The sequence below is a fragment of the Terrabacter sp. Ter38 genome, assembly GCF_024519435.1.
Classification (GTDB): domain Bacteria; phylum Actinomycetota; class Actinomycetes; order Actinomycetales; family Dermatophilaceae; genus Terrabacter.
Window position 1 is genome coordinate 50,008 of record NZ_JALJRZ010000012.1, and the last position, 25,313, is coordinate 75,320.

Here is a 25,313-nt window from a genome sequence, read left to right on the forward strand (position 1 = left end):
ACGCAGACACATGGACGATGAAAAGGCAGCTGTGACAACACTTTCCGGCCAGAGCACCAACGGCGAGATCCCTGAGATGGAGCTGACCGCGCGACCCGTCGAGGGGTCGGTCGCCGGCAGGACCGTGCTCGTCACGGGCTCCGACGGCTTCATCGGGTCGCACGTCGTCGAGCGGCTGCTCGCCGACGGGGCGCACGTGCGCGCCTTCTGCCTCTACAACTCCAACGGGTCGACGGGTTGGCTCGACGAGTCGGACGCGTTCAGGGCCGCCGTACGCGAGGGGCAGGCCGAGGTCGTCCTCGGCGACATCCGCGACCCCGAGCACGTCATGGCGACCACCGAGGGCGTCGACGTCGTGCTCCACCTCGCGGCGCTCATCGCGATCCCCTTCTCCTACGTGGCTCCCCGCTCCTACGTCGAGACCAATGTCATCGGCACGCTCAACGTCCTCGAGGCCGTCCGGCGTCACGGCACGCCGCGGATGGTCAACACGTCGACGTCCGAGGTCTACGGCACGCCCGAGTCGGTGCCGATCACCGAGGCGCACCCGCTCCGCGGCCAGTCGCCCTACTCGGCGACGAAGATCTCGGCCGACAAGATGTGCGAGTCCTACGCCCTGTCCTTCGAGACGCCGGTGACGACGCTGCGGCCGTTCAACACGTTCGGCCCCCGCCAGTCGACGCGCGCCGTCATCCCGACCGTGCTGTCGCAGCTGCTCGCCGGTGCGAGCCAGCTCAAGCTCGGCGACGTGACGCCGAAGCGCGACTTCACGTTCGTCGCCGACACGGCCGACGGCTTCGTCCGCGCGGCTCTGGCCGACGTCGCGCCCGGCACGACGATCCAGCTCGGCACCGGACGCACCGTCTCGGTCGGCGACGTCGTCGAGCTGTGCCGCAAGGTCACCGGCAGTGACGCGGAGATCGTCACCGAGAGCGACCGCGTCCGGCCCGAGGGGTCGGAGGTGCAGATCCTGCTGTCGGACCCCTCGCTCGCCAACGCGGTGCTCGGCTGGGCGCCCACCGTGTCGCTGGAGGAGGGCCTCGCGGCCACCGCCGAGTGGCTGCGTCCGCGGGTCGACCCCGAGACCGCCGGACGGTACCACCGGTGACCGCGACCGGAGAGGCGCACGCGCCCGGAGCCCGCGGCCCCGAGGGCACGATCCCGCTCGCGGTCCCCAACATCGGTGAGCTCGAGCGCCGCTACGTCCTCGAGGCCGTCGAGTCCGGTTTCGTCTCGTCCGTCGGACCCTTCGTCTCGGAGTTCGAGCGGCGCTTCGCCGAGCGCGTCGGGTCGAAGCACGCCATCGCCTGCGCGACCGGCACCGCCGCGATCCACATCGGGTTGATCCTGCTCGGGGTCGAGCGCGACGACGACGTCGTCTGTTCCGACTTCACGTTCGTCGGCTCGGTCAACCCGATCGCCTACTGCGGCGCACGGCCCGTCCTCGTCGACGCCGAGGCGACGACGTGGAACATCGACCCGGGCCTGCTCGCGGGCGAGCTCGATCGCCGGGCGGCCGGCGGGGAGGCCCAGCCCAAGGTCGTCGAGATCGTCCACGTCCTCGGCCAGCCCGCCGACATGGGACCGCTCATGGACGCCTGCGACCGGCACGGCATACCCGTGCTCGAGGACGCCGCGGAGTCGCTCGGCGCGACGTGGACGGCTGGGCCCTACGCCGGGCGCCACACCGGCACGGTCGGCCGGATCGGCTGCTTCTCCTTCAACGGCAACAAGATCGCGACGACCGGCGGTGGCGGCATGATCGTCACCGACGACGACGACCTCGCCGCCCGGGCCCGCCACCTGACGACCCAGGCGAAGGTGCCCGACGTCGGCTACCTCCACGACGAGGTCGGCTACAACTACCGCCTCACGAACATCGCGGCGGGCCTCGGCCTCGCCCAGCTCGAGCGGCTCGACGAGTTCGTCGCGGCCAAGCACCGCATCGCGGCGCGCTACGACGAGGCCTTCGCCGACCTGCCGCTCGTCCTGCCGCCGCGCGTCGACGGCCTCGACGCGACGTACTGGCTCTACTCGGTCCTCGTGCCCGAGTCCGACGGGCGCGGGCGCGACGAGTTCCTCGCGCACCTCAACGGGCTCGGCGTCGGTGCGCGGGCGCTGTGGCGGCCGCTGCACGACCAGCCACCCTTCCTGTCGGCGCCGCTCGTCGGCGGGGTGGTCGGTGACGGCCTGTTCGCCCGCGGTCTCTCGCTGCCCTGCGCGACCGAGCTGACCGACGGCGACCAGGACCGCGTCGTCGCGGCGGTGCGCTCCTTCTTCGCCTAGGCCGGCTTCGTCCGGGACGGACGCCCGACGCACCGCGTCGCGGCGTGGGGCAGGATGTCGACGTGGAGATCGCCATCGGGCTGCTCGCGATCGCAGCCACCGTCCTCGGGGGGGCGTGGCTCGCCGACCGCTTCGACCTGCCGGCGCCCCTCGTCCTCATCGTCGTCGGCATCCTGGGCTCGTACCTGCCGTTCGTGCCCGAGGTGGCCCTGAGCCCCGAGGTCGTGCTGCTCGGGATCCTCCCGCCCCTGCTCTATGCCGCCGCGATCCAGACCTCGCTCGTCGACTTCCGCAACAACCGTGGCGTCATCCTCAGCCTGTCCGTCGGGCTCGTGCTCTTCACGGCGCTCGGGGTCGCGATCTTCCTGCGGTGGGCGCTGGGCCTCGACTTCGCCGTGGCCTTCGCGATCGGCGCGGTCGTCGCCCCTCCGGACGCGGTCGCGGCCACGGCGATCGGCCGCCGCATCGGCCTGCCTCGCCGGCTGGTGTCCATCCTCGAGGGGGAGTCGCTCGTCAACGACGCGACCGCCCTCGTCTCCCTGCGCACGGCCCTGGCCGCAGCAGGCCTCGCATCGAGCGTGTCGTCCGGCGGCCTGTCCTTCGGTGGCGTCGTGCTCGACTTCGCCTGGGCGTCGGTCGGCGGCATCGCGATCGGCGTCGGGGTGGCCCTCGTCGTCTCCGTGCTGCGGCGGCACTTCTCGACCGAGCCGGCCTTCGACACGGTGCTGTCGTTCATGGTCCCCTTCGCGGCCTACGTCCCGGCGGAGGAGCTGCACGCCTCGGGAGTCATCGCCGTGGTGACGGCAGGTCTCGTCCTCGGTCACAGGTCGCCGCGCACCCAGACCGGCGCCTCACGCATCAGTGAGCGGATCAACTGGTCCTCGATCCAGTTCCTCCTCGAGAACGCCGTCTTCCTCCTCATCGGGCTGCAGGTCTACTACGTCCTCGACAGCGTCCGCGCCTCCACCCTGTCGGCAGGGCAGATCGCGCTGGCGGCCGTCGGCACGCTCGTCGCCGTCCTGGTGCTGCGCCCACTGTGGCTCGTCCCCTTCCGCTTCCTCAGCACGCGGGTCTTCCACAACGAGGCGCACGCCCCGTGGACGCACACCGTCGTGCTCTCGTGGGCCGGCATGCGCGGCGTGGTGACGCTGGCGGCCGCCCTGCTCCTCCCTCAGGGCCCGGCGAACCCGCATCGCGACGTCCTCGTCCTCATCGCCGTCGTCGTGACCATCGGCACCCTCCTGATCCAGGGCACCACCCTGCCGACCCTCGCCCGCTGGCTGGACGTGCGAGGGCCGGACCCGCGTGAGGACGCACTCCAGGCAGCCACCGTGCTGCAGGCCGCCACGCGTTCGGGCCTCGACGTGCTCGACCGGATGGACGACGTCGACGAGGCGACCCGGGAGATGCTGCGGTCGCGGTCCGAGGACCGGCTCAACCAGATGTGGGAACGGCTCGGGCCGCGCAGCGGTGACGCGGACGAGACGCCGAGCGCCCGCTACCGACGCGCCCGCATGCAGATGCTGCAGGCCGAGCGCGACGAGGTGCTCCGGCTGCGGGACGAGGGGCGGGCCGACCACGTCGTGCTCCGCGTCGTCCTTGGCACACTGGACCTCGAGGAGACCATGCTCGACCGCATCGACGACCAGGAGAGCCGCCTGGCAGAGAGTGAGATGTTGCCCGTGGACACGATCGAGGCTCCCTGTGAGCACCTCCAGGACACCGACTCCTGCGTCGAACCACGAACTCCCGAGGGCTGCGAGGAGTGCCTCCGCGACGGCACGACGTGGGTGCACCTGCGCCTGTGCCTCCAGTGCGGGCACGTCGGCTGCTGCGACTCCTCCGAGATGAAGCACGCCACGGCTCACTTCCACGAGACGCAGCACCCCGTGATGCGCTCCATCGAGCCGGGGGAGGCCTGGCGCTGGTGCTTCATCGACGAGGTCGTCGGCTGAAGCCGTGGCTCGGTCAGCCGGAGTGCTGGGCCAGCAGGGTCAGGAACGCCGCGCCGTACTTCTCTGCCTTGACCGGCCCGATGCCGTTGACCCTGAGCAGCTCGGCCGTGCTGCCCGGTCGGGCCCTCACCAGCTCCCACAGCGTGCGGTCGGGCAGGACGACGTAGGCCGGCACACCCTCGGCGTCGGCGATCGACCGCCGTTTGGTGCGCAGCAGCTCGAAGAGCGCCCGGTCGGCAGGGCTGGCCCCGGCCGCGGCACCGGCTCCGGTCCCGGCACCGGTCCTGGGCGACCGCGAGCCTGACGACGAACGGCTGCGTGCCGGCGCGGGCGAGAGCCGACGCAGCTCGACCCTCTCCACGCCGTCGAGGATCGGTCGGGCCGCCTCCGTGATGGTGAGGGCACCCATCCGGTCCGGGTCGGGGACCAGCACCGAGCGCGCCACGAGCTGGCGGATGACCGAGCGCCACTCCCGGTCGGCGAGATCGCTGCCCACCCCGAACGTCGGCAGCTCGTCGTGCTGCCAGCTCACGACCTTGTCCGTGCGCTTGCCGAGCAGCACGTCGATGACGTGCCCCGCGCCGAAGCGCTGACCCGTGCGGATCACGGCCGAGAGCACCTTCTGCGCGGGCACGGTGGCGTCCCACAGCTGTGGCGGCTCCAGACAGGTGTCGCAGTTGCCGCAGTCGCCGGACTCCTCGTCGAAGTAGGCGAGCAGCAGGCGCCGCCGGCACGAGGAGGCCTCGGCGTACCCGAGCATCGCGTCGAGCTTCATCGAGTCGACGCGCTGGTGCTCGGGACTGCCGTCGGACCTCATGATGAACGAGCGCTGCTGCACGACGTCGGCGAGGCCGTAGGCCATCCACGCCACCGCCGGCTCGCCGTCGCGGCCCGCCCGCCCGGTCTCCTGGTAGTAGCCCTCGAGGCTCTTCGGGAGGTCGACGTGTGCGACGAACCGCACGTCGGGCTTGTCGATGCCCATGCCGAAGGCGATGGTCGCCACGACGATCACTCCCTCGTCACGACGGAACCGTTGCTGGGCGGCGGCCCTCGCCTCGTTGGGCAGGCCGGCGTGATAGGCGATCGCGTCGTAGCCCTGCTGGCGCAGCAGCGCCGAGATCTCGTCGGTGCGTTTGCGTGACTGGCAGTAGACGATGCCGGCGGAGCCGCGGAGGCCTGCGCCGTCGCTGCCGCGCTCGAGGAAGCGCAGCAGCTGGGCGCGTGCGTCGCTCTTCTCCTCGACGACGTAGCGGATGTTGGGTCGGTCGAAGCTCGAGACGAACTCAGCCGCGCCGTCGAGGCGCAGCCGTTGGTGGATCTCGGTGCGGGTGAGCGCGTCGGCAGTGGCGGTCAGGGCGATGCGCGGCACACCGGGGAACCGTGCGGTGACCTCGGCGATACGGAGGTACTCCGGCCGGAAGTCGTGGCCCCACTGCGACACGCAGTGCGCCTCGTCGATGGCGAAGAGTGCGATGCCGGCGCCGGCGGCCGCGTCGTCGAGCAGACGCAGGAACGAGGGCATGAGCAGGCGCTCGGGAGCGACGTAGAGCAGGTCGAGGCGGCCCTCACGCACGTCGCGGCGGACGGCGTCGGACTCCTCGGCGGACGACGTGGAGTTCCAGAAGGCCGCTCGCACACCGAGCAGGCGCAGCGCCTCGACCTGGTCGTGCATGAGCGCGATGAGTGGCGACACGACGATGCCGACGCCGGGCCGCACGAGCGCGGGCAGCTGGTAGCAGAGGGACTTGCCGCCCCCGGTGGGCATGAGCACGACGGTGTCGTGACCCGCCACGACGCGGTCGACGATCGCCTGCTGGGCCCCGCGGAACGAGCTGAACCCGAAGACGTCGTGCAGGACGCGACCAGCCGCCCCCTCGTCGTGCGAGCCCTGGTCCGCGGCGACGGGTGCCTCGCGCGTCACCTCGGTGCCGATGACCTCGAGCTCGGACCCGACCAGCTGCTTCTCCATGACCCGGCGAGCGTACCTGTCACCGCCGACCGGCCTCAGACGAGCCGCTGCGTGACCGTGTGGGTGTCGCCGTCGTGGACGACCGTCGTCAGGGCGCCCTGGACGAGCGCGAGGAACGGCGCGACGTGGCCGCACTCGACGTCGGCGACGATGGGAACGCCGAGCATCCCGAGGGCGTCGACGACCGCCGCGTGCTGCGTGAAGCCGTGCGGCTCGGGCGCGCTGGTCCGGGACACGAGGATGCCGCTCGCGGCGTCGAACCAACCACGCAGGCGCATCGCGTGCAGGGCACGGCAGATGTCGTACGAGTTCCACTCGGCGATGTCGAGCAGCACGATGGTGCCCTCGGGCGCGTGGTGTGCGGCAAAGGCACTCGTGTCGCCGAAGGCTCCGCCCGCGAGGAAGCCGACGGTCTCGACGCAGCCGCCGACGAGGCGGCCCGTCACGGTCACCGGCTCGCCCTCGTGGCCCGGATCGATGCGGGTCCACGTGCCGCGGCCCGCGAGGGTCATCTCGGAGACCGTCGGGTTGCCGGCGTAGTCGTCCCAGCCGCCGGAGCGGTGCCGCCCCGGCGAGTGCTGCCGCAGCTCGTCCCCGGCCACGGCACCCGCCACGTCGACCCAGTGCAGTATGCCGTCCGGCACGGCATACGGGGTGTCCATGAGGTTCTGCCCGTGGATCGTCGCGATGCCGGTCGTGAGGGTGAGCGGGGTCAGCCAGGTCGAGGTGTCGGAGAAGCCGACGCACCACGTCGGCTCGGCCGCGGCGACCGCGTCGAGGTCGAGCAGGTCGAGCAGGTCGATGCCGGTCTCACCGCCCCACGGCGGGACGACCGCCCGGATGCTCGGGTCGAGGAGCATCTCCATGAGCTCTGCGGCGCGGGCCTCGCGGGGCCCGCTCACGTGGCTCGGCGCGTGGTTGAGCTCGCCCAGGACGACGTCGAAGCCGCGGTCGCGCAGGCACTGGACGGCATACGTGAACCGTCCCCAGAGCTCGTCGGAGACGCCGGAGCTCGGCGACGTCACGCCGATCCGGTCGCCGGGGCGCAGTGGGGCGGGGTAGCGGATCGGCATGGCTGCCATCGTGCCAGCCATGCCGATCCGCTTCAGCCGGTTTCGGGAGGTGGGGGGTGGGTCAGGCCTTGGCGGCCGTGAAGCCCTGCTCGAGGTCGGCGACGATGTCGTCGATGTGCTCGATGCCGACCGAGAGCCGGACGAGACCCGGTGTCACGCCCGCAGCGAGGCGGTCCGCGTCGGGGCCCTGGGAGTGCGTCGTCGACGCCGGGTGGATGACGAGCGAGCGCACGTCGCCGATGTTCGCGACGTGGCTGTGCAGGGTCAGCGCCTCGACGAACTTCTTGCCCGCCTCTAGACCCCCGGCGATCTCGAACGAGAGCACGGCGCCGGCGCCACGCGGCGTGTACTTCTCTGCGAGGGCGTGGAACGGGCTGTCCGGCAAGGATGCCCACACGACCTTCTCGACCTGGTCGTGACCCTGGAGGTAGGCGGCGACCTGGTGGGCGTTCTCGAGGTGGCGCTCGATGCGCAGCGACAGCGTCTCGATGCCCTGGGCGATGAGGAAGGCGTTGAAGGGCGACGCGGCCGGCCCGAGGTCGCGCAGCAGCTGGACACGAGCCTTGAGGATGAAGGCGAGGTTGGCGCCGAGCGGGCTGCCGACGCCGAGGTCGCGGGCGAAGACGAGCCCGTGGTAGCTCTCCTCGGGTGTGTTGTAGTTGGGGAACTTCTCCGGGTCGGCGCCGAAGTCGAAGGTGCCCGCGTCGACGATGACGCCGGCGATCGAGGTGCCGTGACCGCCGAGGTACTTCGTCGCCGAGTGCACGACGATGTCGGCCCCCCACTCGATCGGGCGGATGAGGTAGGGCGTCGCGACGGTGTTGTCGACGACGAGCGGCACGCCGTGCTCGTGCGCGAGGGCCGCGACCGCCTCGATGTCGAGGATCTCGCTCTTGGGGTTGGCGATGGTCTCGCCGAAGAGGAGCTTGGTGTTGGGGCGGATCGCCGCGCGCCACGAGTCGATCGACGTGGGGTCCTCGACGAAGCCGACCTCGATGCCGAACTTCGGCAGCGTGTGCTTGAAGAGGTTGAACGTCCCGCCGTAGAGGCTGGGGGAGACGACGACGTGGTCACCGGCCTCGGCGATGTTGAGCACGGCGAGCGTCTCGGCGGCCTGGCCCGAGGCGACGAGGAGCGCGCCGACACCGCCCTCGAGTGCCGCGATGCGCTGCTCGACGACGTCGGTCGTCGGGTTCATCAGGCGGGTGTAGATGTTGCCGAACTCCTTGAGCCCGAAGAGGTTCGCGGCGTGGTCGGTGTCGTTGAAGACGTAGCTCGTCGTCTGGTAGATCGGCAGCGCGCGGGCTCCCGTGGCGCTGTCGGGTGCCTGGCCGGCGTGGATCTGCTTGGTCTCGAAGGACCAGCTGGGCTCGGTCATCGGTCGTCCTGCTCTTCCTGGGTCGTGTCGCTGACCGGGTCCCGTGTCACCGGGCCCGTGCACCGACGGGTCGGTGCGGGAGAGAGGCTCTCCGCGCTTGCCCGAGCGCCGGGTGGCGTCGACGGGCCAGGTCTTCACCCGGGGCACCCCACCGCGGTTGGAGGGTTGCCGGCCAGCGAGCCGGGGCTTGTCGCTGGCGCTCATGACCTACCGACGAGTGTACGTATGCGTGTCCGCCAGGTGGGAGGGCGTGTCCTCATCGTGGACGGCCCCTGTCCGACGAGAGCGCGGGGCCGCGTCGAACGGGGGTCGGGCTTGGTTGGGGTCGCTCGCCGCGTACGGCGCGCTGGCCACGATCGAGGCCCGGCAGGTCGACGCGCTGCCCGCCGGGACGACGGTCCGGGTGTCCCCGCGGGTCTCGCCCGAGCGGGTCGTCACCGAGGAGATCGCCCTCCGTGGCGTGAATCACTAGGACGTCCTACTAATCCGAACTCGCGAGTAGGATCATGGTTCGTGAGCACGAATTCCGACTTCGACCTGTTCCGGACCAGCGAGGACCACGAGGCACTGCGTGAGGCGGTCCGTGCGGTTGCCGAGGACAAGATCGCCCCGTACGCCGCCGCCGTCGACGAGGAGGCGCGCTATCCCCAGGAGGCGCACGACGCCCTCGTCGCCTCCGACTTCTTCGCCCCGCACGTGCCCGAGGAGTACGACGGTGTCGGTGCGGACGCCCTCGCGACGTGCATCGTCATCGAGGAGGTTGCCCGGGTCGACGCCTCCGCGTCCCTCATCCCGGCCGTCAACAAGTTGGGCTCCCTCCCGCTCATCCTCGCCGCGAGCGACGACGTCAAGGCCCGGTACCTGCCGCCCCTCGCCAAGGGCGAGACGACCTTCTCCTACGGCCTGTCCGAGCGTGAGGCCGGCTCCGACACCGCGTCGATGAAGTGCCGGGCCCGCCAGGACGGCGACGGCTGGGTGCTCAGCGGCCAGAAGTCGTGGATCACGAACGCCGGCGTGTCGGAGTACTACACGGTGCTTGCCGTCACCGACCCCGACGGACCCCGCGGCGGCAATGTCACGGCGTTCGTCGTCGAGAAGTCCGACGAGGGCTTCACCTTCGGTGAGAAGGAGCGCAAGCTCGGCATCAAGGGCAGCCCCACGCGTGAGCTGATCTTCGACCACGTCCGGATCCCCGGCGACCGCGTCGTCGGTGAGGTCGGCGACGGACTCAAGATCGCTCTGCGCACGCTCGACCACACGCGCGTCACCATCGGTGCCCAGGCCGTCGGCATCGCCCAGGGCGCCCTCGACCAGGCCGTGAGCTACGTCAAGGACCGCAAACAGTTCGGCACGCGCATCGCCGACTTCCAGGGCATCCAGTTCATGCTGGCCGACATGGCGATGGAGCTCGAGGCCGCTCGCCAGATGGTCTACGTCGCGGCCGCCAAGTCCGAGCGCGGCGACAAGGACCTCACCTTCTTCGGTGCGGCCGCCAAGTGCTACGCCTCCGACGTCGCGATGAAGATCACGACCGACGCCGTGCAGCTGCTCGGCGGAGCGGGCTACACGAGCGACTTCCCGCTCGAGCGGATGATGCGTGACGCCAAGATCACCCAGATCTACGAGGGCACCAACCAGGTCCAGCGCCTGGTCATGGCCCGTCAGGTCCTTCGGTAGCCGCTCGACCTTCGGGTGGGGCCAGTCCGACGGACTAGGGTGAGCGCGGCTTCCATCGTGCGTCCAGCGCCTTCCCAGCGCGTCCCGGCGTGGCAGGAACAGGTTCTCGGGACGGTAGGCTGACTCGGCCCGGTGCGGGTCGCGATCGCCTGCTCCACCATCGACCCGAACGGGAAGGACCTCCGCGCGTGGACCCATCACCTCCGGTCAGCGTCATCATGCCCTTGCTCAACGAGGAGCAGCACCTGGAGTTTGCGGTCGGCGCGGTCGTGGCACAGGAGTACCCCGGTGCGCTCCAAGTGGTCCTGGCCGTCGGTCCGGGGCATGACGACACGCTCGGGGTCGCCCGTCGGCTCGCTGCACGAGACCCGCGGATCACGGTCGTCGAGAACCCCTCGGGCCGTACGCCCGAGGCTCTCAACCTCGCGGTGGCCGCGTCCGAGCACGACATCATCGTGCGTGTCGACGGCCATGGCTTCCTGAGCAGCGGTTACATCACCCACGCCGTCCAGGTGCTGGACGAGACCGGCGCCGCGAACGTCGGCGGCATCATGCGCGCCGTGGGCCTGACCGACATCGAGAAGGCCATCGCGCTGGCGATGACGTCGCCGCTCGGCGTGGGCGGCGCCCGCTTCCACACCGGAGGGGAGCCCGGACCCGCTGAGACCGTCTATCTCGGCGTCTTCCGTCGCGAGTGGCTCGACGCGGCGGGTGGGTACGACCCCCGGTTCACCCGCGCCCAGGACTGGGAGCTCAACTACCGCATCCGGCAGTCCGGGGGAGTCGTGTGGTTCGATCCCGCGCTCACCGTCGAGTACCGGCCGCGTCCTAGCCTGCGGGCGCTGGCCCGTCAGTACCGTGACTACGGACGGTGGCGCAGAGTCGTGGCCACACGCCACAAGGGGTCGATCAACGCGCGGTACCTCGCGCCGCCCGCCGCGGTGGTCGGCGTGGCCCTCGGCCTCGTCGGCGGCTTCGTGTGGCACCCGCTCTGGGCTGTCCCGTCGGCGTATGCCGTCGGCATCGTTGTCGGTGGTGGCGTGATCGGTCGCCACGCGGGACCCAAGGTGGCTGTACGCGTACCTGCGGTTCTCGCGACCATGCACCTGAGCTGGGGTTGGGGTTTCCTCACCAGCCGCCCGGGACAGCTGGTCCCTGAAGGAGAGGAACTCTGATGTTCGAGCGCTATTCCCGGATCTGGGCGCGCCGAGCCATCCTCCAGACCCTGGTGCGGCGTGACCTGCGGGTCCGCTACGCCCGCAGCTGGTTGGGGTACCTCTGGACCATCATCGACCCTCTGGCGATGGCCCTCATCTACTTCCTGGTCTTCGCGGTGATCTTCAAGCGACCGGATGCAGGACACAAGCCCTACTTCCTGTTCCTCATCATCGGACTGCTTCCATGGCAGTGGTTCAACGCCTCGATCAACGAGACCGCCCGCGCCCTGGTGGCCGAGGCCAAGCTCGTCCGGTCGACGAACCTGCCCCGTGAGCTCTGGGTGATCCGTGCCGTCATCGCCAAGGGCATCGAGTTCCTGTTGTCCCTGCCGGTGCTCCTGGCCTTCGTGATCTTCTACGTCATCAAGGGGGACACGACCCTGAACTGGCGTATCGTCCTCTTCCCGGTGGCACTCGTCCTCCAGTTCATCCTCCTGACGGGGATCGGACTGCTCCTGGCTCCGGCGACGGTGCTCGCCGACGACACGATCCGCCTCGTCCGGATCGTGCTGCGCATGCTCTTCTACGGCACTCCCATCATCTACACGCTCGACAAGGCTCCCGACTGGCTGCAGACGGTTCTGTGGTTCAACCCGCTGAGCGGCATCCTCGAGCTCTACCGGGCAGGCTTCTTCCCGGAGCGCATCCAGCTGGCGCCGCTGCTCATCGGCGCCAGCATGTCGGTCGGGTTCCTCGTGTGGGGTTCCCTCTCATTCGCACGCATGGAGCGTGCCGTCCTCAAGGAGATCTGAGATGGGATCCCTCGCTGGTCACGAGGCCGGCACACCGAGCGCCCGGGACGTCATCACCGCTGACGGTCTGGGGATCGAGTTCTACCGGTCCCGACGGCGCAAGCTCTCCTTGCGTGAGATGGCGCTGCGCCGCGAGAACACCGCCCCCAAGGAGACCTTCTGGGCACTGAAGGACGTCTCGTTCAGCGTCGGTCCGGGGGAGGCCGTCGGGCTCGTCGGCTCGAACGGCGGTGGGAAGAGCACGTTGCTCAAGATGATCGCCGGCGTTCTGCTGCCCGACGAGGGCTCGGTGAAGGTCCAGGGCGGCGTCGCCCCGCTCATCGAGCTCACCGGAGGTTTTCTCGGCGAGCTGTCGGCGCGCGAGAACGTCCTGCTGACGGCGGGTCTCCACGGCCTCGACAAGCACGAGATCAGCGAGCGCTTCGACGACATCGTCGACTTTGCCGGACCTCAGGTCAGGCAGGGCCTCGACATGCCCTTCAGGCACTTCTCCTCCGGAATGCAGGTCCGCCTGGGCTTCGCACTCATCACGACGCTCGACGAGCCCATCGTCCTCGTGGACGAGGTGCTGGCCGTGGGTGACCGGGCGTTCCGCGAGAAGTGCTACCAGCGCATGGAGGATCTTCTGTCACAAGGGCGCACCCTCTTCCTGGTGTCGCACTCGGAAGCCGACCTCCGACGGTTCTGCACGCGCGGCCTCTATCTCCAGTCGGGACGCCTCGTCGCCGACGGACCGATGGAGGACGTTCTGGAGCAGTACAACGCCTCGTCGGCGTGATCAGGAGTCGACCGCGGCGGCGGCCCGGTCGAAGGCCGTGGTGTCGAGCGCGGTGACGAGGACTGCGGCGGCCCACGAGGGCACGGCCCGGTCCGTCACGGCTGTGGCCTGGCGCACCACCAGGACACAGCCACGCGTCGCCAGCTCGGCGATCAGGTCACTCGTCGCGGCATCGTCGGGCGTGCCCACCTCGACGTAGCCGACGTCGGGGCTCTGCGCCGCCCACTCGAGGTCGGCGACGGAGCGGGCGACGAGTCCGAGGCTGCGGGCCAGACCCTCCGCCCGGTAGCGCTGAGCGCGCTCCCATCCACGAGCGGCGGTGACGGCGTCGGGGAAGACGAGGGCGTCGACTCCGCGGCGACCCAGGTTGGCGAAGCTGCGCTCGACCGATGCCTCGACGGCGACCCCGTATGCCTCTGGGCACGCGTCATCCTCGAGCGCCGGGGCCCACAGTCGGCAGATCAACCCGAATCGCTTGACGAGGGCCGGCTCGGCAGAGCTGCGCAAGAGCTCTTCACTGCGTCCGTCGGCACGACCGACGTCCACATGTGTGACACCACGTTCGATGGCGCCCGCCAGGAGCCCCCGCAGGCGCTCGGCGCGCTCCGCCGGCTTGCTCGAGTCGTGCGCCGGGTCGTCCCCGTCGAACGCCTGGGCAGAGAGGACGACTCGTGACAGGCGTCCGGCGGCGGACATCGCCGACGGAATCTGGGGACCTGCGGCGTCGACACTGCTGGCGAGGTCGTTCATGAACTCGAGCCACGGGCGCCCGACCGGGTCCGCGACGTCGTCGAACAGGCTCGAGACGCGCACGTAGTCGCCGAGGGTGTCGACGGTGGCCCGGTACGCGTGGACGTCGTCGGGGCAGCCCTGCGGCACGAACAAGAGCTCACCGAGCGTGCGGCGCAGCCACGGGGTGACGTGCTCCCGGTCATAGGCTGCCGTCGCGGAGGAGTCTGCCTCCCGCAGCGCGGCCACGCTGAACGCCTCGGCCCCGAGGCCCTCCGGGACCTGGTCGATGTCCACCCGCCCATACGTGTGGTCGCTGGACTCGAGGGCGGCGAGCAGCTCGTCGACCAGGTCGGCATCGGCGACCGGGTTGTCGCCCGTCAGACGGACCACACGATCCTCGGGAGCCAGATCTGCGGTGGCCTGGACGAAGCGGCCGAGCACGTCGTCGAGTGAGCCTCGGACGACAGGGATCCTCACTGTCGAGAGATGCGCGGCGATGCGTTCGTCGTACTGCTCCTCGCTCGTGGCCACGACCACCTCGTGGCCACCCCGACTCGCTCGCCGGGCGACGAGCTCGATGAGGGGCATGCCCGCGATCGTGAGCATGGCCTTGCCCGGCAGACGGGAGGAGTTGAGACGTGACTGGATGACGACGCGGGTGCGCGGCACGGTGGGAACCTCCAAGGTGGTGTGGACGACAGGCTAGCGACGGCGCGCGACCGCACCGAGAAGTGCATCCGCCACCCGGGACCGACCCAGCCCGTCCACGAGGGCCATGCCGCGCTCTGAGAGGGTCGTGCACCGGCCCGGGTCACCCATGAGGTCGGCCGCTGCCGCGACCGCAGTGGCACGTGCGGCCGGGTCGTCGCGCAGCTCCGAGAGGTGTCCGAAGGGTACGGCCAGGCCTTGCTCCGTGACGGCTTCGTACCCCGGAGCCTGGTTGTCCACGACACACACGAGCAGCGACGGCAGGCCCAGGCAGAGGAACTCCCAGACCGAGCTTCCGGCCGCCGTCACGGCCAGGTCGCAGGTCGCGGCCAGGCGGGCCAGGTCGGGCGTCGGCGACACCACGTCGAGACGTTGGCCCGGTCCGATGCTCACGGCATCGAGAGCGTCGGCCACCTCCTGGCGCGCAGCGACCGCGACGATGTCGACAGCGCGCCCGGTGGCCAGTAGGAGCGGCACGACCACGGGTGCCGCGGCGTACGGGTCCGATCCGCCGAAGACCGCGAGCACTCGCGGAGGGCTGCCGTTCATGCTGCGGGGGGACGCCGGTCGATGTCGGAGCACCTCGTCGCGGAAGAGGGCGTAGTCGAGGCCGAGCAGCTGTCGCTCGCGGGGGACCCGCGCAAGAGGTCGGGCCCCGAAGTTCTGGTCGAGGTAGAGGTCTGCCTCATGGCCGCCGCCGAACGTGTCGTCGAGCACGGACAGAGCCACGATGTCCGCGGCGCCCAGGGCGGCCGCGATCCGGCTGTCTAGGTGGTACCCGTCCAGCACCATGGCGTCGATGCCTCGGTGCGACGCCTCGGCTGCGAGTGCGTCCGGGTCCACGGGTGCGGGGAGGACGGCGAACCCGCGCGCCTCGACCTGCTTCTGCAGCCACGGCACCCCAGTGATCTCGCCCCAGATGGTCACCTGTGCCCCACGCGCCGTCAGCTCGTCTCCGAGGGCGAGGCAGCGCACGACGTGTCCGGTGCCCGTCGCAGGGTGGGCGTCGCAGCGCAAAGCGATGTGGGCCGGCATGGACCCAGTGTGCCGGACGCGGCGAGACGCCTCCGCTGCGGGTGAGGTCCCAGCCGGATCCGGCGGAGGGGCGGCCGGACCGGCGGAAGTGTTAATCTCGCCGTCGGCGCTGGTCGAGCGTCACAGTGCGCGGTGCCCTCAGGGTGGTCCGCGTGCGCGCACATTTTCGTTGATGACCAGGAGGTCACAGGGTGAGCATTCTCGAAGGGTCGTCGATCCTCGTCACAGGTGGGACCGGGTCCTTTGGCAAGGCGTTCATCCGCGAGGTGCTCGACAACCACAACCCCAAGCGGGTCATCATCTACAGCCGTGACGAGCTGAAGCAGTGGGAGGTTCGTCAGCTGTTCAACGACGACCCACGCCTGCGCTGGTTCATCGGTGACGTCCGTGACCTACAGCGTCTGCGCCGGGCCATGCACGGCACCGACTACGTCGTCCACGCCGCCGCCCTGAAGCAGGTCGACACGGGCGAGTACAACCCCCACGAGTTCGTCAAGACGAACGTCCTGGGCAGCCAGAACGTCATCGAGGCCTCCATCGACGCCGGTGTCAAGAAGGTCGTCGCGCTCTCGACCGACAAGGCCTCGTCGCCGATCAACCTCTACGGCGCGACCAAGCTCACGGCGGACAAGCTCTTCATCCTCGGCAACCACTACGCCGCCCAGTACCCGTCGCGGTTCGCCGTCGTGCGCTACGGCAACGTCACGGGCTCACGCGGTTCGATCATCCCGAAGTTCCGTGCCCTGCACGAGGCGGGGGAGTCGCTGCCGATCACCGACCTGCGCTGCACGCGCTTCCTCATCACCCTGCCCGCGGCCGTCCAGATGGTGCTCGACACGTTCGCCCTCATGCAGGGCGGTGAGCTCGTCGTGCCCCACATCCCCTCGCACCTGGTCACCGACCTCGCTCAGGCGATCGCCCCCGGTGCCAAGATGCACGACATCGGCCTGCGCCCGGGCGAGAAGCTCCACGAGGAGATGATCAGCCCCGAGGAGGGCCGCCGCGCCATCATGATCATGGACGGCAAGTACTACGTGCTCGAGCCGGAGCTGGCGACGTGGGGCTATGTCCCGCGCACCGACGGCGAGCCCGTGCCCGACGGCTTCCACTGCGCCTCCGACAAGAACGACCTGTGGATCGGCGCCGACGACATCCGCAAGATGCTCGAGGCGGGTATCTGAGGTGATCCCCTACGGACGCCAGTCGGTCAACGAGGAGGACATCGAGGCCGTCGCCACGGTCCTTCGGGGTGACTGGCTCACCACCGGCCCGACCGTCACCGCCTTCGAGAAGGCGCTGGAGCAGCTGAGCGGCGCCACCCGGGTCGTGAGTGCCACGAGTGGTACGGCCGCCCTGCACATCGCGTACGCCGCGGCCGGCGTTGGTCGTGGTGACGAGGTCGTGACGACGCCGATGACGTTCGTGGCCACCGCCTCGTGCGCCGTCGCCCTCGGTGCCGAGGTGCGTTTCGTGGACGTCGAGGAGGACACGGCAAACATCGACCCGATCGCACTCGACGCCGCCGTGACGGACCAGACCAAGGTCATCGCCGGCGTCGACTACGCCGGTCATCCCATCGAGATCGACGCGATCAACGAGACCGCGCGCCGCGTCGGCGCACTCGTCGTCGAGGACGCCGCCCACTCGATCGGGTCGACGTACAAGGGACGACCCGTCGGCTCGCTCGCCGATCTCACGACGTTCTCCTTCTTCCCGACGAAGAACATGACGACAGCCGAGGGGGGCGCCGTCGCCACCCTGGACGCCGACCTGGGCGAGCGCGCGCACCGGTTCCACTTCATCGGGCTCGTGCGCGACCGCGACCAGATGCGCTACCCCGACGAGGGCCCGTGGCACCAGGAGGTGCACGAGTACGGCCTCAACTACCGCCTGCCCGACGTGCTCGCGGCACTCGGCCTGAGCCAGCTCGCGCGTCTCGAGGCGTTCAAGGCCCGTCGCGCCGCGATCTTCGCGCGCTACCAGGATGGGCTGGCAGGCGTCGACGGCATCCGCCTGCCCACGCAGCGTGACCACGTCGACCCGATCTGGCACCTCTATCCGCTGCGGGTGCTGGGCGGCCGCCGGCGTGAGGTCTTCGACGCCATGCGCGCCGATGGTGTCGGCGTCCAGGTCAACTACATCCCCGTCTACTGGCACCCGCTCTTCGAGGACCTCGGTTTCAAGCGGGGCATGTGCCCGAACGCCGAGACGTTCTACGCCGAGGAGCTGTCGCTGCCGATGCACGCCGAGCTGACCGACGACCAGGTCGACCGGGTCATCGACGCCGTGCGCACCGCTGTCGGAGGCTGAGCCCGTGCACCACGCGAACCACTTCTACGGTCATGCCCACATCATGGCCCGCTATGTGGGGCTCGAGCACCCGCCGAGGATCTGGGGCTACCTCCAGCACGGGTGGAACATGCACGACGGTTTCGCCGTCGGCACGGTGTTCACCCCGCAGTACCCCAAGTTCGTCTGGTCCGAGGCCTGCGCTCGTCGCGGGTGGGCGGCTGGACTGCGCAACTACATGGTCGTGGCGGCCCCGTGGCTCTACCTGCTGGAGCTCGAGCGCCAGCATGAGTGGCTCGCTGCCGCTCCGCCCCGCGAGGGGACGATCGTCTACCCCTTTCACGGCTGGGAGGGGCAGCAGGTCCTCGGGAGCCACATGGCATACATCGAGGAGGTGAAGGCGGCCGAGGGTGACGTGCCCATCACCGCCTGCCTCCACTGGAACGAGTACGACAACCCGAAGGTCCGCCGCGAGTACGAGTCCGCTGGTGTCCGGGTGGTCACGCACGGCCAGCGTGGCTATCTCTGGCAGGACACCGACGTCGCGTTCCTCTACCGGCAGCTCCACGAGATGCGTGGCCACCGCCGGGTCGTGAGCAACCGCATGAGCAGTGCCATCCTGTATGCCGCGTCGGCCGGAGTCGAGGTGGGCGTCTATGGCGACCCCATGGCACTCGAGTCGGACCACGCGGTGCTCGGTGGCGTCGGGAAGCCACGGCGGATCTGGCCCGAGATGCACCAGTTCTCGGTGCCGATGGACTACGCCGCGCAGATCGCGAACCTGGAGCTGGGGGCCGACGAGATGCTGCTGCCCGAGGAGGTCATCGACGCCTTCGGCTGGGCCCAGGAGATCGCTGTGCCGGGTCCCCCTCCGCCCGCACCGTCGCTCGAGGAGGACGAGTCCGTCTTCACGCGCCGCCGGCGGCGACAGCACCGCTCCGAGAGTCACCGCGCACCCGGAGGCGGAGAGCCCTCCGACCTCCTGGTGTCCGTCGACGCGTCGGTCGAGGACGCCGACTTGGCCGCGGAGCCCACTCAGAAGTCGGCAGAGCCGAGGAGCGACGGGTCCACGTCGGGATCGGCACAGGCGCAGAGCTCCGCGACAGGAGCCGACGACGAGGGCTAGCGGCACCAGTAGACGTGTGGAAGGGCCCCGACCGCGACGGTCGGGGCCCTTCCGGTTCGTCAGCGGGCTAGGTCACACGAGGTCACACGAGGTCCCACGACATCGGAGTGCCGCGCTCGACGTCGCGCGTGAACCGCTTGGACTCGACGAGCGCGAAGTCGTCGGGCGACAAGCCGTTCGCGGGTCGGATCGAACGGACGTTGGTGGCGGTCACGGGGTCACCCGCCTTGACGTCCTCGACGACGAAGAGCGACCGACGGAAGCGCAGCCCCTCGCGCTCGGCCTCACGCGCGCCGATGCGCGGCTCGCCGAGGGCCTGCCACGCGACCTTGGTCTCGCGAACCAGGGCGGCCAGCTCGTCGGGCTCGAGGGAGAAGGCCGAGTCCACCCCGCCCTCCTCGCGTGACATCGTCACGTGCTTCTCGACGAGCACCGACCCGAAGGCGACCGATGCGACGGCGGCCCCGATACCCATCGTGTGGTCGGAGAGGCCCACGGGGACGCCGAAGGCCTCACGCATCACGGGGATGCCGCGCAGGTTGGAGGACGCAGGGTCGGCGGGATAGCTGACGGTGCAGGAGAGCAGCATGACCTGGCGGTTGCCGGTGGAGTGTGCCGCGTCGACGGCGGCGGCGATCTCGCCGACCGACGCCATGCCCGTGGAGATGATGAGCGGCTTTCCGGTCTGTGCCGCCAGGCGGATGAGCGGGAGGTCGACGATCTCGGACGAGGCGATCTTGTAGGCCGGGACCTCCAGCCCCTCGAGGAACTCGACGGCCGTGGGGTCGAAGGGGCTGGAGAAGGCGAGGATGCCCAGCTCTCGCGCCAGGTCGAAGATCGGCTGGTGCCATTCCCAGGGGGTGTGCGCCTCCTCGTACAGGTCGTAGAGGCGTCGCGAGCCCCACAGCGCGTGCCCCTCGGAGAGGCGGAACTCGGGCTTGTCGACATCGATCGTGATGGTGTCGGCGGTGTAGGTCTGCAGCTTGATGGCGTGGGCTCCGGCCGCAGCGGCCATCCGCACGATCTCGAGGGCCTTCTCGAGACTGCCGTCATGGTTGCCGGACATCTCGGCGATGATGAACGGCGGGACGTCGGGTCCGACGGGCGTGGAGCCGATCGTCAGGGACGTCGTGGCTGGTGTCTCTACCGGGGTGCTCATGGAATGTCAGTCCTTCGTGGCTCGAACCCGCAGCACGGGTGTGGGGGTGCCGTCGATGTCTCGGGTGTAGCGCTCGATCTCCTCGAAGCCGTTGCGCCGGTTGAACCGGCGCACGGCCTCGTTGGCTTCGAGGACCTCGCCCTCCAGGGTCGTCAGTCCCAGCTCGTCGAACGCGAAGCGCTTGGCCTGGCGCTGGATCTCGATCCAGGCAGGCAGCAGCTCACCGCGCTCCTTGAGGCCGTCGTTGTCGAGGTAGTAGCCCCACCAGGCGACACCGGACTCACGGTCGATGTCGAAGTAGGTAACGACTCCCGACGGGACGTCGTGGCGGACGTACACGTACAGCTCGCGTGCATCGGTCTCACGCGTGGCCGCCCAGTACGCCGCGTGCTCCTCGTCCGTGATCTCGTGCTGGGTCAGCGACACTGCGCGTACGTCAGGGTGGTTGCGCCAGCGAAGGACGGCGGGGCTGTCGTCATCGGTTGCAGGGCGGAGCATGCGGCCCTCCTCATGAGGATGCCGCGGGCTCCAGGGGGCCGCGGCAGGGGGTGGGGGATTCGTTGTTAGACTACCGGACGCCCCAACCCCCAGCCCAAGGCGGAAACATGAGCGCACTGAGCCGTGACGCGATCCGGACGATGATGGCCGAGGTCCTTCAGGCCCAGGGCAAGATGATGCCCGAGGATGACGCTGCGAACCTCGAGACCATCGGCTTCCGCTCGCTCGACTTCTCGGAGCTCGCCCTGCGGGTGGAGGACGAGATCGGCGACGAGCTCAACTTCGATGCTCCGGAGCTTCGACAGATCGCCACGATCTCGGACGTGCTCGACTTCCTCGAGCAGCTGCAAGCCGCGTGAGCGCGGGAGCTGGCGTCCCTGCCGGCGCCGCCAACCGCATCATCACGCGGGGCTTCGACGGCCGGTGGGACGAGCTCGAGCCGCTGGACGTCCCCGACTCCTCGGCCGTTCTCGTGCGGGACAACCACGACGCGGTGCGTGCGGTGTGGGCCGCCGCGTCCGGGGATCGTGAGGTCCTCGTCGCGTCGAGGTCACGCGTCACGCCCGACCTCGCCCTGGACCTCCGCGACGCCGGCCTGGCGATCGTCGACGGCGCCGACGTCCAGCCTCCCACCGTCCACCGCGATCCCGTGCCCGGCCGCGTCTGGCTGCTGACGAGCGGGAGCACCGGCCGACCGAAGCGGGTCTCCCACACGCTCGACTCGCTCACGACGGTCGCCGGTGAGCAGCCGCGGCGGACGTGGCTCTGCCCGTACGCCCACGGCGCGTATGCCTGGTGGCAGGTCGTCACGCTGAGCATCAGCCAGCCGGGACAGGACGTCCTGTTCATCGAACCTGACGAGCTGGACACCTGGCCCGCGCGCGCCCTCGAGGTCGGGGTGACCGCAGCCTCGGGGACGCCGACCTTCTGGCGCCAGGCCCTCTACCGCGACCCGGAGAGCATCGCGGCGCTGCCGCTCGAGCAGGTGACCCTCGGCGGGGAGCCCGTGGACCAGACGATCCTGACCCGGCTGACCGAGATGTTCCCGTCGGCCCGTGTCTCCTGGATCTATGCGTCGAGCGAGGCAGGCGCCACCATCGCCGTCCATGACGGCCGCGCCGGCTTCCCCCAGGAGTGGCTCGGCCGCGAGCTGGACGGGCGAGCCGGCCTGTCCGTCGACGACGGCGAGCTGCTCATCGCCTCGCCCAAGCGCGGCGAGGGCATCGACCGTGTGCTGCGCACCGGCGACCGGGTCGAGATCGTCGACGGCCGGGTCCTGATCACCGGGCGCCTCGCGTCGGACGAGATCAACGTCGGAGGCGCCAAGGCGTCGGCCTCGGCCGTGCGGGACGTGCTCCAGTCGCACCCGGCCGTGGTCTGGGCCGCGGTGCGCGGTCGCAAGGCACCGATCGTCGGGAGCATCGTCACCGCTGACGTGGTCCTCTCCGGCGAGGCCACCGCTGCCGAGCTGACGGCGTGGTGCGCCGCGCGTCTCCCCGACTACTCCGTGCCTCGACGGGTGCGGTTCCTGGACACGATCCCGATCAAGGAGACTCTGAAGAGCGATGTCTGACAAGACCGAACCCATCGGCCCCGCAACGGTCGTCGTCGTCTCAGGAGGCTCGCGCGGACTCGGCCTGGCGATCGTCGAGGACATCCTCGCGAAGGGCGCCAAGGTGGCGGCATTCGCGCGCACCGTCACCCCGGAGCTCGAGGCCGTCGCTGCCGCCAACCCCGAGCGGGTGCACGCAGCGTCTGTCGACGTCACCGACGTCAAGGCCATCAACGCCTTCCTTAAGGAGGCGGAGAGCCGTCTCGGTCCGATCGACGCGCTCGTCAACAACGCGGCGATGGGCCAGGACAGCCTGCACGTGCACACCTCTCCCGAGCAGATCGCCAAGATCGTCGAGACGAACCTGACGGCCCCGCTGCTGCTGGCCCGGGCGGTGCTGCGCCGCATCATGGCCAAGGGCAACCGCGGCCGGATCGTCATGGTCACCTCCGTCTGCGCCCAGCGCGGCTACTCCGGTCTCGTCGCGTACTCCGCCACCAAGGGCGGTCTCGACAGCGCGATGCGGACCCTTGCCCGCGAGATGCACGGTCGCGTGCTCGTCAACAGTGTCGCGCCCGGGTTCTTCGCGTCCGAGATGAGCTCCGTGCTCGGCCAGACGCAGCTCGACACGATCACGAGGCGTACGCCGTCGAACCGTCTCGTCGAGCCGGACAACATCGTGCCGGTCGTCAGCATGCTGCTGTTCGACGACACCAACATCAACGGCCAGGTGCTCACCGTCGACGGCGGCAACAGCATCTGATGCTGTCCCGGGCGGACCGGCTGGGGCGGGCCGTCCGCGACCACCCCGTCGTCATCGAGGCCCGCGCCGGACATCGGTGCGACGGAGGCGTCCACTCCTACCTCGGCGACGGACGCGTCGTGTGCTGGGACGTCCCGGCCCCGGATGCGGGACGCCGTGGCACCGATCCGGACGGCTGGCTCGGGGTGGCGGTCGACGCGGAGATTCGCGGTCACACGCCATCCCCGCACGTCGTCGCGCGCTGGGGCCTGGAGACCACAGCACCGGAGCAGTTCTGGGAGATGTGGTGCGCCACCGAGGTGCTGGCCAAGCTGGCCGACGTACCGATGGTCCTCCTGGCGCGCCAAGGGCCCGTCATCTCAGGTCCGGTGCGGCGGGGTCAGCTCGAGGTGCACTGGGTGGCGCGCCACGTGGGCGACGTGGTGGTGGCCCACGGAATGGCGTGGGCCACCACCACGCGCGACGTCACTTGAGGACGCGGGTGGCGAGCTGGCGAGCCTTGCTCAGGGTGCCGGGCGGCAGCGCGTCCCGGGCCGTCGACTTCGCCGCCGCGATGGCCTTCTCGGTCGCGATGCGACGCGGAGCCCGGATGGCCTCGACGGCACGGTAGGTCAAGGTCTCCTCGTAGCGCTCGATGACGCGCTCGAGCCTGCGGATGTAGCGGTCACGATGCCGCAGGGTGCCCTCGAGCCAATTGACCTGCCCCTGCTTCTCGCGCAGCTCGCGGGAGATGACCCGGTGGTGCGTGAGCAGCTCGCGGAAGCCGATCTCGTCCGGAGCCGGGAGATCTCGGGCGAACTCGCCCTGCTCTAGGTTGCGCGCCAGCAGCTCGTCGAGGTCCTCGGGTCGGCCCGCGACGGTGGACTCCACCTCGGCCTCGAGGTGGGCCACACGGCCGATCATCGTCGGGGTGACCGTCAGGCCCGCCATGGCCGCGAGCGTGATCGTGAGCTCGTCCGGTGTCACGGTGACACGCCACGGATGAGCGGACCCGGAGGCGAGAAGTCGGCGGGCGAAGTCACGCAGACCGCGCACGAGGGCGTCATCCGCCGAGACCACGCCGGTCCGCCGCCACGACCCGTCCGCCAGACGGAGGTGCTCGTCGACGACGAGGGTGTTGGCCGGCGTCGCGAAGTAGCGCTGCTCGGCCGTCCGCGTCGTCCACACGGTCGCGTCCGCCAGCCAGGCCGCATACAGTCTCACGCGCGTTCGGATGGCGGCGTGACGTCGCGTGGCGCACGCCTGGCGCAGCTCGAGCTCGAACGAGCGACCGCCCGCCGGTGCGACGAGAGACCGGAACACGGTCCCCTCGCTCGTCTCGGTGTCGGGTCGGTCGTTCGCCCAGGCCATGGTCTGGGATCCGTCGGCGGAGACGACGGCGACGGTGCTCCATCGACTGCCCGCGTCCGCTTCGGAGACGACGATCGCGGGCAGCGTCGGTGCCGGTGCGGCGGCGCCCTTGGCGGCGACCACGAGCCACGCAGGCGTCAGCTCGTCGAGCATTCCGGCGTCGACGACGTCCTGGAGGACGTTGCGGGGTTCGCGGAGCATCGGCGTGGTGGTGAAGTGCTCGTCCATGGCGCGACCGGCGAGGACGCCGACCTGGTCACGGAGACCGCCGTCGGCGACGGCGGCGACGTGGACCAGGAGCCGGTGGTGATCGACCGAGGGGAGCGCGGCGAAGGTCGCCACGCTGTCCAGACCAGCAGCCCGGAGCACGGCGGCGCGTTCACGCGCGAAGAGGTGGCGCTTGCTGAACCCCCGCGCCCCGACGTACCACCCGGCGTCGGACTCGAGCGTCTCGTCGGGCACGGCCGACACGAGGTCACTGAAGCCGAGCTCGTTGGCGAGATCGAGGATCAGGCGCCCGTCGTCGTCGACGAGGGCCGAGAGACGAGCGACGTACTCGACTTCCGTGAGGCCCGCGGAGTCGGGGCCGAGCAGTCGCTCAGGACCGCCGAGGGCCACGACGAGGTCATAGGTGTGCCCGGGCTCGAAGGCGTCGAAGCCACCGCAGTAGAGCTCGGCCGTCTGGTGCAGCCCGGCTCGGTCGCCCAGGGTGCGAGCATCGGACAGGGACCGCACGACGAGGTCGACCGGGATGTCAGTGGGGACGGCGTCCACCAGGAGACCCGCGCGGGGGCCTGCGAGCAGGACGCGCCTCGGCCGGTGGGACGCGATGGTCGCGCGCATGACCTCCTTGGCCGCCAAGGGCGCGTCGAGCGAGTCGAGGTCGGACCACATCAGCATGTCCCCGACGAGGATCCGGGCCCCCGAGATCGCGTCGCGCTGGATGTCATGGTCGCTCAGGTGGGCGGTCACTCATGGTCCTCTCGTGGTGGGGTCTCCGGCGAGCGTGAGCCCAC

The 25,313-nt window shown here is 70.2% G+C and carries 23 protein-coding genes and 1 riboswitch; of the genes, 15 read left to right on the forward strand and 8 right to left on the reverse strand.

Annotated elements, in window-relative coordinates; genetic code table 11:
* Positions 1-10 precede the first annotated feature (10 nt).
* From NR112_RS19890 to NR112_RS19900, 3 genes are all read left to right on the forward strand, one after another.
* Positions 11-1,108 (forward strand): SDR family NAD(P)-dependent oxidoreductase, encoded by a 1,098-nt coding sequence (locus NR112_RS19890; RefSeq protein ID WP_256796028.1) that lies wholly within the window; start codon positions 11-13, stop codon positions 1,106-1,108.
* Positions 1,105-2,286: a DegT/DnrJ/EryC1/StrS family aminotransferase gene (locus tag NR112_RS19895; protein WP_256796029.1), complete on the forward strand. Its 1,182-nt coding sequence runs from the start codon at positions 1,105-1,107 to the stop codon at positions 2,284-2,286. Before NR112_RS19890 ends, NR112_RS19895 begins: the two co-directional genes overlap by 4 nt.
* 62 nt (positions 2,287-2,348) lie before the next feature.
* Complete coding sequence (locus tag NR112_RS19900; RefSeq protein WP_256796030.1) at positions 2,349-4,241, forward strand: Na+/H+ antiporter; 1,893 nt, start codon at positions 2,349-2,351, stop codon at positions 4,239-4,241.
* 13 nt (positions 4,242-4,254) lie between these two features.
* On the opposite strand, the gene recQ is transcribed toward NR112_RS19900, so the two are convergent.
* Genes recQ through NR112_RS19915 form a run of 3 tightly spaced genes read right to left on the reverse strand, consistent with a single transcriptional unit; the run spans position 4,255 to position 8,661 of the window.
* Complete coding sequence (gene recQ, locus NR112_RS19905; RefSeq protein WP_256796031.1) at positions 4,255-6,210, reverse strand: DNA helicase RecQ; 1,956 nt, start codon at positions 6,208-6,210, stop codon at positions 4,255-4,257.
* A gap of 35 nt (positions 6,211-6,245) precedes the next feature.
* A complete protein-coding gene (locus NR112_RS19910) occupies positions 6,246-7,304 on the reverse strand; it encodes an LD-carboxypeptidase (protein WP_256796032.1) in 1,059 nt (352 codons plus the stop codon).
* A gap of 40 nt (positions 7,305-7,344) precedes the next feature.
* Complete coding sequence (locus NR112_RS19915; RefSeq protein ID WP_256796033.1) at positions 7,345-8,661, reverse strand: bifunctional o-acetylhomoserine/o-acetylserine sulfhydrylase; 1,317 nt, start codon at positions 8,659-8,661, stop codon at positions 7,345-7,347.
* Positions 8,662-8,749: 88 nt separating this feature from the next.
* Positions 8,750-8,869, reverse strand: a riboswitch (SAM riboswitch).
* Between the two features lie 111 nt (positions 8,870-8,980).
* Between NR112_RS19915 and NR112_RS19920 the strand changes: the two genes are divergently transcribed.
* The 5 genes from NR112_RS19920 to NR112_RS19940 all read left to right on the forward strand — a co-directional run bounded on the left by NR112_RS19920 (position 8,981) and on the right by NR112_RS19940 (position 13,085).
* Positions 8,981-9,133 carry a hypothetical protein gene (locus NR112_RS19920; RefSeq protein WP_256796034.1) on the forward strand — a complete coding sequence of 51 codons (153 nt, stop codon included), beginning with the start codon at positions 8,981-8,983 and terminating at the stop codon, positions 9,131-9,133.
* Positions 9,134-9,174: 41 nt separating this feature from the next.
* Positions 9,175-10,338, forward strand: a complete 1,164-nt coding sequence (locus tag NR112_RS19925) for an acyl-CoA dehydrogenase family protein (protein WP_256796035.1) — start codon at positions 9,175-9,177, stop codon at positions 10,336-10,338.
* A 188-nt stretch (positions 10,339-10,526) separates the two neighbouring features.
* Positions 10,527-11,513 carry a glycosyltransferase family 2 protein gene (locus NR112_RS19930; RefSeq protein WP_256796036.1) on the forward strand — a complete coding sequence of 329 codons (987 nt, stop codon included), beginning with the start codon at positions 10,527-10,529 and terminating at the stop codon, positions 11,511-11,513.
* A complete protein-coding gene (locus tag NR112_RS19935) occupies positions 11,513-12,307 on the forward strand; it encodes an ABC transporter permease (RefSeq protein ID WP_256796037.1) in 795 nt (264 codons plus the stop codon). Before NR112_RS19930 ends, NR112_RS19935 begins: the two co-directional genes overlap by 1 nt.
* Before the next feature lies 1 nt (position 12,308).
* Entirely contained in the window at positions 12,309-13,085 is a 777-nt protein-coding gene (locus tag NR112_RS19940; RefSeq protein ID WP_256796038.1) for an ABC transporter ATP-binding protein, read from the forward strand.
* Here NR112_RS19940 and NR112_RS19945 read toward each other — a convergent pair whose 3' ends face one another.
* Both NR112_RS19945 and NR112_RS19950 read right to left on the reverse strand, forming a co-directional pair.
* Entirely contained in the window at positions 13,086-14,486 is a 1,401-nt protein-coding gene (locus NR112_RS19945) for a cytidylyltransferase domain-containing protein (protein WP_256796039.1), read from the reverse strand. It abuts the gene before it with no gap.
* A gap of 33 nt (positions 14,487-14,519) precedes the next feature.
* Positions 14,520-15,560: a PseG/SpsG family protein gene (locus NR112_RS19950; RefSeq protein ID WP_256796040.1), complete on the reverse strand. Its 1,041-nt coding sequence runs from the start codon at positions 15,558-15,560 to the stop codon at positions 14,520-14,522.
* 191 nt (positions 15,561-15,751) lie between these two features.
* Between NR112_RS19950 and pseB the strand changes: the two genes are divergently transcribed.
* The 3 genes from pseB to NR112_RS19965 are packed head-to-tail and all read left to right on the forward strand — an operon-like array spanning position 15,752 to position 18,975.
* A complete protein-coding gene (pseB, locus tag NR112_RS19955; protein WP_256796041.1) occupies positions 15,752-16,741 on the forward strand; it encodes a UDP-N-acetylglucosamine 4,6-dehydratase (inverting) in 990 nt (329 codons plus the stop codon).
* 1 nt (position 16,742) lies between these two features.
* Positions 16,743-17,870 (forward strand): UDP-4-amino-4,6-dideoxy-N-acetyl-beta-L-altrosamine transaminase, encoded by a 1,128-nt coding sequence (gene pseC, locus NR112_RS19960; RefSeq protein ID WP_256796042.1) that lies wholly within the window; start codon positions 16,743-16,745, stop codon positions 17,868-17,870.
* A 4-nt stretch (positions 17,871-17,874) separates the two neighbouring features.
* The gene (locus NR112_RS19965; RefSeq protein ID WP_256796043.1) at positions 17,875-18,975 is read left to right on the forward strand and encodes a hypothetical protein; all 1,101 of its coding nucleotides are present in this window, start codon (positions 17,875-17,877) and stop codon (positions 18,973-18,975) included.
* Positions 18,976-19,057: 82 nt separating this feature from the next.
* Here NR112_RS19965 and pseI read toward each other — a convergent pair whose 3' ends face one another.
* Both pseI and NR112_RS19975 read right to left on the reverse strand, forming a co-directional pair.
* Positions 19,058-20,134: a pseudaminic acid synthase gene (pseI, locus tag NR112_RS19970; RefSeq protein ID WP_256796044.1), complete on the reverse strand. Its 1,077-nt coding sequence runs from the start codon at positions 20,132-20,134 to the stop codon at positions 19,058-19,060.
* A gap of 6 nt (positions 20,135-20,140) precedes the next feature.
* On the reverse strand, positions 20,141-20,632 hold the full coding sequence (locus tag NR112_RS19975) for a GNAT family N-acetyltransferase (protein WP_256796045.1): 492 nt from the start codon (positions 20,630-20,632) through the stop codon (positions 20,141-20,143).
* Positions 20,633-20,739: 107 nt separating this feature from the next.
* Here NR112_RS19975 and NR112_RS19980 point away from each other — a divergent pair, with 107 nt between their 5' ends.
* From NR112_RS19980 to NR112_RS19995, 4 genes are read left to right on the forward strand one after another with little or no spacing between them, the layout of a single operon-like run.
* Positions 20,740-20,991, forward strand: coding sequence for a phosphopantetheine-binding protein (locus tag NR112_RS19980; RefSeq protein WP_256796046.1), 252 nt, complete (start codon positions 20,740-20,742; stop codon positions 20,989-20,991).
* A complete protein-coding gene (locus tag NR112_RS19985; RefSeq protein WP_256796047.1) occupies positions 20,988-22,205 on the forward strand; it encodes a class I adenylate-forming enzyme family protein in 1,218 nt (405 codons plus the stop codon). The genes NR112_RS19980 and NR112_RS19985 overlap by 4 nt, the downstream gene beginning before the upstream one ends.
* Positions 22,198-22,947, forward strand: a complete 750-nt coding sequence (locus NR112_RS19990; RefSeq protein WP_256796048.1) for an SDR family NAD(P)-dependent oxidoreductase — start codon at positions 22,198-22,200, stop codon at positions 22,945-22,947. The genes NR112_RS19985 and NR112_RS19990 overlap by 8 nt, the downstream gene beginning before the upstream one ends.
* Positions 22,947-23,420, forward strand: coding sequence for a hypothetical protein (locus NR112_RS19995; protein WP_256796049.1), 474 nt, complete (start codon positions 22,947-22,949; stop codon positions 23,418-23,420). The genes NR112_RS19990 and NR112_RS19995 overlap by 1 nt, the downstream gene beginning before the upstream one ends.
* On the opposite strand, the gene NR112_RS20000 is transcribed toward NR112_RS19995, so the two are convergent.
* Entirely contained in the window at positions 23,413-25,269 is a 1,857-nt protein-coding gene (locus NR112_RS20000; protein ID WP_256796050.1) for a hypothetical protein, read from the reverse strand. The genes NR112_RS19995 and NR112_RS20000 overlap by 8 nt on opposite strands.
* Positions 25,270-25,313 lie beyond the last annotated feature (44 nt).